7 protein-coding genes are annotated in these 9,693 nt (G+C 40.0%); 6 read left to right on the plus strand and 1 reads right to left on the minus strand.

What is annotated here, in order from left to right; genetic code table 11:
* Positions 1-25 precede the first annotated feature (25 nt).
* Positions 26-712: a His-Xaa-Ser repeat protein HxsA gene (hxsA, locus tag J655_RS22070; RefSeq protein WP_000032760.1), complete on the plus strand. Its 687-nt coding sequence runs from the start codon at positions 26-28 to the stop codon at positions 710-712.
* A 121-nt stretch (positions 713-833) separates the two neighbouring features.
* Here hxsA and J655_RS22075 read toward each other — a convergent pair whose 3' ends face one another.
* Entirely contained in the window at positions 834-1,181 is a 348-nt protein-coding gene (locus tag J655_RS22075; RefSeq protein ID WP_032053174.1) for a darcynin family protein, read from the minus strand.
* Between the two features lie 121 nt (positions 1,182-1,302).
* Between J655_RS22075 and J655_RS22080 the strand changes: the two genes are divergently transcribed.
* From J655_RS22080 to J655_RS25820, 5 genes are all read left to right on the plus strand, one after another.
* Entirely contained in the window at positions 1,303-1,902 is a 600-nt protein-coding gene (locus J655_RS22080; protein WP_032053176.1) for a TetR/AcrR family transcriptional regulator, read from the plus strand.
* A 504-nt stretch (positions 1,903-2,406) separates the two neighbouring features.
* Complete coding sequence (locus J655_RS22085) at positions 2,407-3,939, plus strand: TolC family outer membrane protein (protein WP_032053178.1); 1,533 nt, start codon at positions 2,407-2,409, stop codon at positions 3,937-3,939.
* Entirely contained in the window at positions 3,936-6,077 is a 2,142-nt protein-coding gene (locus tag J655_RS22090) for a type I secretion system permease/ATPase (protein WP_032053180.1), read from the plus strand. Before J655_RS22085 ends, J655_RS22090 begins: the two co-directional genes overlap by 4 nt.
* Positions 6,074-7,270, plus strand: a complete 1,197-nt coding sequence (locus tag J655_RS22095; protein ID WP_005071130.1) for an HlyD family efflux transporter periplasmic adaptor subunit — start codon at positions 6,074-6,076, stop codon at positions 7,268-7,270. Before J655_RS22090 ends, J655_RS22095 begins: the two co-directional genes overlap by 4 nt.
* A gap of 375 nt (positions 7,271-7,645) precedes the next feature.
* A partial coding sequence (locus tag J655_RS25820) for a BapA/Bap/LapF family prefix-like domain-containing protein (protein WP_416201986.1) occupies positions 7,646-9,693 on the plus strand: 2,048 nt, incomplete at its 3' end.

The raw sequence follows: 9,693 nt of genomic DNA on the forward strand, positions 1-9,693 counted from the left end.
AAATTATATTTTTGGGAGTTGAAGTGTGAGTAAATTTATAAAGTCTTTAGCAATTTTTGCAGCTTCTGCTCCAATCATTAATAATAAAGCCACTGCTGCTATTGGGGTAAATGTAGATACTTATGATAACTTAGAGCCAGTTTCGATTCGACCTCTTAACTATGAGTATGAGAATATGTTCGCTGGTCATAGAAGTCACTCTAGTCACAGAAGTCATTCCAGCCATTCTAGCCACTATTCTGGATCTGGTTATTCAGGTTACTCTGGTTCTAGAAATCCTGTTTATTCTGTTCCTACTTATACTCCACCTAGTTATGCTAGTTCGAGTAGTTCTGTAAAAAAAGTGACTACACCTTCATCTAAACCTACTACTTTAAGATCTAATTCTAATATTGTAGTTAAAAATTATTCTAATATTCCAACTAGTAGTAATACAACAAGTCAATCCTATTATGATAATAGTGAGAATTTAAATAATATTGCAGAAGAAAATGATCCAGTTCTAATGCGTGTTTTACAAGTTAAGCGTGTACAAATGGCTCTAGTAAACCGTGGATATTATTCAGGGAAAATTGATGGTGATTTAGGTAAAAATACACGTAAAGCTATCGCTAATTATCAAATAGATAAGAATTTAGCTATTAATGGTCGAATGACTACAGAATTGTTAAATAGCTTGGGTATTTTAGCCGTTAATTATTATGAAGAGTAATTTTTAATCAGTATGTTATTAGATAGAGCCAATTGGTAATATTATTTATAATTGGAAGTTGGAACATTTCTTATTGATCAAATAAGCTTACGACCAGATTATATGCTGGTCGTGAATCTAATTAGATTGTCCACAACTTCTCTAAAGAACTTTCATATTCCACATACCCATCTTCAATTGCAGGAATAATCTCTACAAACTCAAAGTAGGGCACTGTACAAAACTCAGAGTCTCGAATCGCATCAATCACAAAATAATAATCTTGCAAAGATATCGTCTCAAACACAGCAATATCACTGGCTTTAGTACTAAACGCTTCAACGTCATACCAGCGAACTTTTACAGTAGAGTACTTTTCAAAAATCGGTTCAAGCTTTTGTGTACTAAACTCAGCCCGCTTTTCACGAGCTAAAGCCAACCAAGCAGGTAAAGCTCTTAAATGAATAAAAAAAGTATAGGTTCTAGACATAACCACTCCATGACTGGGCCGAGTTGTAGCTCAATTGAAAAGACAGCATTTACTTGTCATATCAACATGACTCAGTCAGTATATGAGTGATTACTCACATTAAATACTCGCATTCCGGCTCATGTCAGAAACCCTCCCAGACCCACGCAAACGCCCGCGTCAAGCACGCTCAGTGGCTACCTTTGAAGCAATTCTAGAAGCGGCTGCTCGCATTTTAGAGTCTTTAGGCTTTGCTGGATTTAACACAAATGCCGTGGCTGAACTTGCTGGCGTAAGCATTGGTAGCCTATATCAGTACTTTCCATCTAAAGAGGCTTTAATCGTTGAGTTAATTCGACGTGAGCGCGCCAAGCTTTCAACGCATATCGTTGAAGCCATACAGCAACACGATGCCGCAGACTTAAAAGAAAAGCTAAAACTGATCATTCAGGCTGCTGTGCAACATCAATTGATCCGTCCACAGTTGGCACGAACACTAGAGTTTGCTTCAGAACTGATTGGAAAAGATGTTGAGGAAAGCGTACTTCAACACGAACTTGAAACCATAATTTCTGACTTGTTTATATGTTCTGGTATTTCACATGAGCAGACAGCCGCACAAGATGTAATTGCGTTAAGTAAAGGAATGATTAACGCAGCAGGCATAGCAGGGGAAAGTGATTTAAACCATTTACAGCAGCGAGTTGAAAAGGCTGTATTTGGTTATTTGGATCTGACGTAATATTATTAATTTATGAATCTGTAGATATAAAAAAGGGCTGTTATTGGTATCCTTTTTCGCAAAATATATATTGTGTTTATAAAATAGATGGGGGAGTGTTTTTATTAATTTTATATGTTTTTAATCATGTGTTTTAATTTTATTTAAATTAATCGTTATTGCTGCTTTTAAATAAATGATATATCTTTAATAATATGATTTTTTAGAGTTTATAGCCTACCACTTCCCCAAGGGGTAGGTTTTTTTTATTTAAAAATTTTACTCTAATTGCTGGATTGTATAGCTTTGATAGGTTTTAAATGTATGTGTTTAAAACCTATTTTTATAATTTAAATTTTAAAAAAATTAATTGTTTAGTTAATGTTTTTAAAAAATAATCATTTTTCACTTTATTTTTTTTAAAAGAAAATTATTCTGAAAATTATTTGTTTAATGTGTGGGGATTAATAATTTTTAAATAAGTTTTGGATTGTTTTAAAATATTTCAAGAGATTAGATCTTCTAATGAGTAAATTGCCTCTTCCCCCCAATGATTTACAACTTATAATCAAATCAGGTACGAAGTTTTTTTTATATTTTTGTATTGCTTCAAGTTTATCAATATCACTCACAAAAGCAGAGACCGCGTCTGCTAACTCGGGAAAAAACTTAACAAAGAAGGTTTCTCAGCTCTTTAAACCCACGCCGGATGAAAGCTATCGATCTATCGACTTCCAAAAATTAAGTAATTTAGGCTTTGATCAGAACCAATTTCAACGGTTTGGAAATGATGGGAATTATTTACCGACTTCTACTGCGATGTGGAATAATCAAGTCAGTTTAGTTGATGCTGTTCAATATGCAGTTCAACGAAATCCTAACATTTCTCAAGCCATTTCAACTTTAGCTGGCCAAAACGCCGGTATTGATGTTGCGAGGGCAGGTTATTATCCTCAAATTTCAGGTGGTATTACCACAGGTGACTTGAGTAGTGGTGAGCGGGGAAGGCAGTTACTCACATTATCTGCAACTCAAATGCTTTTTGATTTTGGTAAAGTCAAATCAGGTGTATCGGTTGAGAAGGCTAAACTCCAAGTCGAGCAGGCGAATGTGTTGGTCAGTATTGACGATATTGCACTTGATGTGGCTCAGTCGATTATCAATATTCAGCGCTATCTCCAATTAAATAAAATTGCCGAGCAGCAAATTGCGGGTATTCAGCGAATTCAGGAAATCGCTAATTTACGTGCAAATGCTGGTATTAGTAGCCAAGCTGATCCAGTTCAGGCACAAACATATTTAGAATCTGCGCAGTCAACACTTATTGCACAGCAATCTTTACTACGTCAGTACCAACAACATTTAAGAACTCTGGTAGGCGTAGATGTTTTTAATAAATCATGGATCATTCCGGATGATTTGGTAAAGCAATCTGGCCTCTATAATGAGCCTGAGTTTAATACCATTCCAAAAATGATTGCGGCGCAAGCTGGTGTTGAAGTTGCCAAAGCTCAAAAAGAACAGACCCGACTGAGTCGTTATCCGACTTTGGCAGTGAAAGGCTCGGTGAGTCAGGCCATTAATGGAAAAAACCCAAACAATGATAAAGACGATGGTTTATATAGTTCCATCATGCTTGAAGCCACCAGTCAGTTTTATCAAGGTGGGGCAGTTTCTTCTCAGGTCAAAATGGCAAGTTATGCAGAAGAAGCCGCTAAATCTAAAGTGAATTCTGTGTATCTGGATGTGCTCGATCAGATCAGAACTAGTCGTGAACAAATTGAAAATAAACAACGTCAAATGCAGGTTTTAGCCAACCGCCAAGCAACAACAGTTCGTACACGCGAACTTTATCAAGAGCAGTACAAACTCGGTACCCGTTCATTGGTTGACTTACTGAATGCTGAACAGGCGATTCATAGTGCCAATTCGGAACTTGAAACTGCACGTTATGACATCTATAGCAGTATTGTTCAGTACATTGCAGCAACAGGACGTTCCCGCCAAGCTTATGACTTAAATAATATTTCAATTCAGGGGTTCGAAGTACAACCATGATGACAAAAATAAATTACCAGCCCTGGTTACAGGCGGTCTTAACGATTGCTAAACATTATAGAATTGAGCCTTCAGAAGAAAGAATTCGTTTACAACTTGACTGGAACCAAAATCAAAACCTTGATGATGTTTTGCAGTTAATGACCCGTCAGGTTGGTCTCAATTTACGTAAAGTACCTTTTTCATTAGATTTACTTAATCCATGGCGTTTACCGGTCATGGTTGAGTTTAGTGACGGACAAGTCGGTGTAATTGATAAGGCCGATACTCAAGGAAATGTCAGTATCCAGTTTAGTGGAGATCAGGGACTTTCGCAAAATGCGTCTTTAAGTGCTTTGAAAGATACGGTCAAAAATATTTATATTTTGCGCCCTGAAACTTCAATTCCCGATGCGCGTATTGATGAATATATCAAACCATACGAAGCAAGCTGGTTCTGGTCAATTGTTTTAAGAGACTGGAAACGCTACGTTGACATTATGTTTGCCTCACTGATTGCCAATGTCTTGGCACTGGCAACCATTATTTTCTCAATGCAAGTGTATGACCGTGTTGTACCATCTCAGTCTATCCCGACTTTATGGGTGTTGGCAGGTGGTGTACTGATTGCTGCTATTTTTGAGTTTACTTTACGTGTAGCTAGAGTTTATTTATCCGATATTATTGGTAAACGTGCTGACTTACGGGTGTCTGACCGTGTATTTGGTCATGCCTTACGCATCAGAAATAAAGACCGTTCAAAGTCTACCGGTAGTTTTATTTCCCAGATTCGTGAACTCGAAGGTGTTCGTGAACTGGTGACTTCAACCACCATTAGTGCAATTGCCGATTTCCCGTTCTTTTTCCTGTTCCTGATCATTTTTGCGATTATCGGTGGAAAACTGTTTTGGGTGATGTTGCTGGTTGTGCCACTTATGCTTTTGCCGGGTGTTCTCGTCCAGAAAAAGCTAGCGCAACTCGCACAAGAGGGCATGAGAGAATCTTCAATCCGTAACGCCATTCTTGTTGAAGCGGTGCAGGGCATTGAAGACATTAAGCTATTACGTGCTGAGTCCCGCTTCCAAAACCAATGGAACCACATGAACGAAGTTTCAGCCGATATCGGGATGAGACAGCGTAAAATTGTGGGTACCTTAATGGCATGGACCCAAAAGATTCAAGGTTTGACCTACGCACTTGTGGTTTTGGTGGGATGTTTTGCCGTAATGGACGGTGAAATGACTACAGGTGCGTTAGTGGCTTGTTCAATTCTATCTTCACGTATGTTGGCGCCGATTAGTCATATCACAGGTGTTTTAGGTCGTTTACAGCAAGCAAAAGTCGCAAAACAAAGCCTTGATGAGCTCATGCAACGTCCGATCGATCAGGCTGACCGTTCGCATCTGGTACACAAAGCAGTTTTAAATGGCGACTACGAACTAAAAAATGTCTTGTTCCAATATGGCGAAGAAGACCCAAAACCAAGTTTGGCAATCCGTCATTTAAAAATTCGTGCTGGTGAAAAAATTGCCATATTAGGGCGTAACGGTGCGGGTAAATCAACACTGCTCCAGCTTCTATCTGGTATGCAAGTTCCAACTCAAGGCGCAGTGCATTTAGATGGTCTGGATCTTTCATTAATTGATCCGTCTGATGTACGTCGTGATATGGGTTTACTTAACCAGAATGCGCATCTTTTTTACGGTACGATTCGTGAAAACCTCACTTTAGGTGCACCGCTTGCAACGGATGAAGAGATTCTTCGTGCGTTAGTAGTGACTGGTGCATTACCTTTTGTTCAAGAGAAAAAAGAAGGGCTAGATCACCTGATTTTAGAAGGTGGTGTTGGTTTCTCTGGTGGTCAGAAACAAGCGTTGTTACTGGCTCGTTTGTTGATTCGTCAACCTAACATTTTATTGTTAGACGAACCGACAGCAGCCATTGATGACGTGGCAGAGAAACAACTGATTGATCATTTAAAAGGTTGGCTGGCACATCGTACTTTGGTCGTTGCGACCCACCGCCGCGCTGTATTAGAACTGGTGGACCGCATTATTGTCGTGAATGAAGGCAAAATCGTGATGGACGGTCCAAGAGATCAGGTACTCAATCAATCAACAGCCCAACAAAAACAAGTGAGCCAAGGGGGTAATTCATGAGCGAACCACAACAAGAACAACAACTCACCCGTTCAATGAATGTCTCTTATAGTGAGCCACCCTTACCACGTGCCAGTCTAGTGATCTGGATTGTGGGCATTGGCTTGGTTATTTTCTTTATCTGGGCGTGGGTATTTAAACTTGAAGAAGTTTCTACCGGTACAGGTAAAGTCATTCCATCTTCTAAAGAACAGGTCATCCAGTCTTTAGAAGGCGGTATCTTAACTAAGCTGAATGTACAAGAAGGTGACATTGTTCAAAAGGGCGAAATTCTTGCACAGCTCGATCCAACCCGTTTTGCATCAAATGTTGGTGAATCAAGATCTTTGCTGATCTCTGCTCAAGCGACAGCAGCGCGTTTGCGTGCGGAAGTAAACGGTACACCTTTGGTTTTTCCTGAAATTGTGATGAAAGAACCAAAGTTAGTACAAGAAGAAACTGCATTATATACATCTCGCAGAGCCAATCTTGAAGAAACCCTTGCGGGTTTTAGGCAAGCTTTACAGTTAGTACAACAAGAACTGGCGATGACAGAGCCTTTGGTTGCTAAAGGTGCAGCAAGTGAGGTTGAGGTTTTACGTTTACGTCGTGAAGCAAATGATTTGCAAAATAAAATGAATGATGCGCAGAACCAGTACTATGTGAAAGCGCGTGAAGAGTTATCTAAAGCGAATACGGATAGCGAAACGCAACAACAAATCGTACTGGGTCGTAGTGACAGTTTAGACCGTGCAGTGTTCAGAGCACCAGTGCGTGGTGTCGTCAAAGAAATTGCGGTGACTACCCATGGTGGTGTTGTTCCACAAAACGGTAAATTGATGACGATTGTACCGATTGATGAGCAACTGCTGATTGAAGCGCGTATTTTACCGCGTGACATTGCCTTTATTCGTCCGGGACAAGAAGCACTGGTTAAAATCACTGCCTATGACTACTCAATTTATGGTGGTTTAAAAGGTAAGGTTACGGTTATTTCACCAGACACCATTCGTGATGAAGTGAAACAGGACCAATTCTATTATCGTGTTTATATCCGCACTGATTCCGACAAACTTTACAATAAAGAAGGTAAAGCGTTTGGTATTACACCGGGTATGGTGGCAACAGTAGATATTCGTACTGGTCAAAAAACAATACTCGATTACTTACTTAAACCATTTAATAAAGCCAAAGAAGCTTTGAGAGAAAGATAAAAAATTAAATCTATATAGCTTTTAAATATTTAAAAGCTATATAGATATTAATAATAAAAATTTTTGTTTTAAATATGTGGTTTTTATTATTTATGTTTTAAAACATAAGAAAATTAAAACACTATTGTGAGTATTATTTATTTATAAGTTTTTGAAAAACAATATTTATTATTTTAATTTTTTATTTGGTTAATAAACAAACTTATTTTTGTCACATTTTTCGTGACGTGATTCATGTTTATAATTGGTTTTTGCGTTGAGGTTGGCTTTTGTTTTCTCTAGTTTATTCCTTAATTTGGGCTCTTCTTATTTCAAAAAATAAGGGCTTTAAATTGGATTGGTTTAATTAAATAATCCTGTACAAGGGGAATAAATATGTCAGAGATAAGGGTAGTTTCTAAGGAGAGTCATGAAACCTTAGAAATTACGACAAAGGATACAGTCTCTCTTTCCGAAGCATCTGTTATTTTAATAAAAGTAAATAAAGATGATGTTTCCGAAATTAGACAAGATGGTCGAAATGCAATTATTACTTTAAAAAATGGTGAACAAATAGTAATAGTTGATTTTTTTAACGGTAGTAATTATTCAACTGATAATAGCTTAGTTTTTGAGGATAACAATCATAAATTAATTTGGGTACAATTTACTGATGCCAACGGGGCATTATTAGAAAATATTACTTATAGTTATATTGATAGTATAGAACCGCTTCTTTATCACGATGGAGTTGCATCTCCATGGGCGTGGTTATCTGTACCGCTAACCGCCGCAGGAATTTTGTGGTGGGCACATGATAGTGATGATAAAAATAATAATTTAAATAACGATTCAGACTCTGACAGCGACTCAGATTCCGACAGCGACTCTGATTCCGACAGTGACTCAGACAGTGACTCAGATTCCGACAGTGACTCAGACAGTGACTCAGATTCCGACAGTGACTCTGATTCCGACAGCGACTCAGACTCTGACAGTGACTCGGATTCTGACAGCGATTCTGATTCTGACAGCGACTCTGATTCCGACAGCGATTCTGACTCTGACAGCGATTCTGACAGTGACTCGGATTCTGACTCTGATAGCGACAGCGACTCAGACTCTGACAGCGACTCTGATAGCGATTCTGACAGTGACTCAGACTCTGACAGTGACTCGGATTCTGACAGCGATTCTGATTCTGACAGCGACTCTGATTCCGACAGCGATTCTGACTCTGACAGCGATTCTGACAGTGACTCGGATTCTGACTCTGATAGCGACAGCGACTCAGACTCTGACAGCGACTCTGATAGCGATTCTGACAGTGACTCAGACTCTGACAGTGACTCGGATTCTGACAGCGATTCTGATTCTGACAGCGACTCTGATTCCGACAGCGATTCTGACTCTGACAGCGATTCTGACAGTGACTCAGACTCTGACAGTGACTCGGATTCTGACTCTGATAGCGACAGCGACTCAGACTCTGACAGCGACTCTGATTCTGACAGCGATTCTGACAGTGACTCAGACTCTGATAGCGACAGCGATTCTGACTCTGACAGCGACAGCGATTCTGACTCTGACAGCGATTCTGATTCTGACAGCGACTCTGATTCTGATAGCGACTCTGACAGCGATTCTGACAGTGACTCAGACTCTGATAGCGACAGCGATTCTGACTCTGACAGCGACTCTGATTCCGACAGTGACTCTGACTCTGACAGCGACTCTGATTCTGATTCCGACAGCGACTCTGATAGCGACAGCGATTCTGACTCTGACAGCGATTCTGACAGTGACTCAGACTCTGACAGCGACAGCGATTCTGACTCTGACAGCGATTCTGATTCTGACAGTGACTCAGACTCTGATAGCGACAGCGATTCTGACTCTGACAGCGACTCTGATAGCGACAGCGATTCTGACTCTGACAGCGACTCTGATTCTGACAGTGACTCAGACTCTGATAGCGACAGCGATTCTGACTCTGACAGCGACTCTGATTCCGATAGCGACTCTGACTCTGACAGCGATTCTGACAGCGATTCTGACTCTGACAGTGACTCGGATTCTGACAGCGATTCTGACTCTGACAGTGACTCAGACTCTGATAGCGACAGTGACTCAGACTCTGACAGCGACAGCGATTCTGACTCTGACAGCGATTCAGACTCCGATAGCGACTCTGACTCTGACAGCGATTCTGACAGCGATTCTGACTCTGACAGTGACTCGGATTCTGACAGCGATTCTGACTCTGACAGTGACTCGGATTCTGACAGCGATTCTGACTCTGACAGTGACTCGGATTCTGACAGCGATTCTGACTCTGACAGTGACTCGGATTCTGACAGCGATTCTGACTCTGACAGTGACTCGGATTCTGACAGCGATTCTGACTCTGACAGCGACTCGGATTCTGACAGCGATTCTGATTA

Origin of the sequence: Acinetobacter sp. 1294243, from assembly GCF_000588015.1 — a bacterium.
Classification (GTDB): domain Bacteria; phylum Pseudomonadota; class Gammaproteobacteria; order Pseudomonadales; family Moraxellaceae; genus Acinetobacter; species Acinetobacter pittii.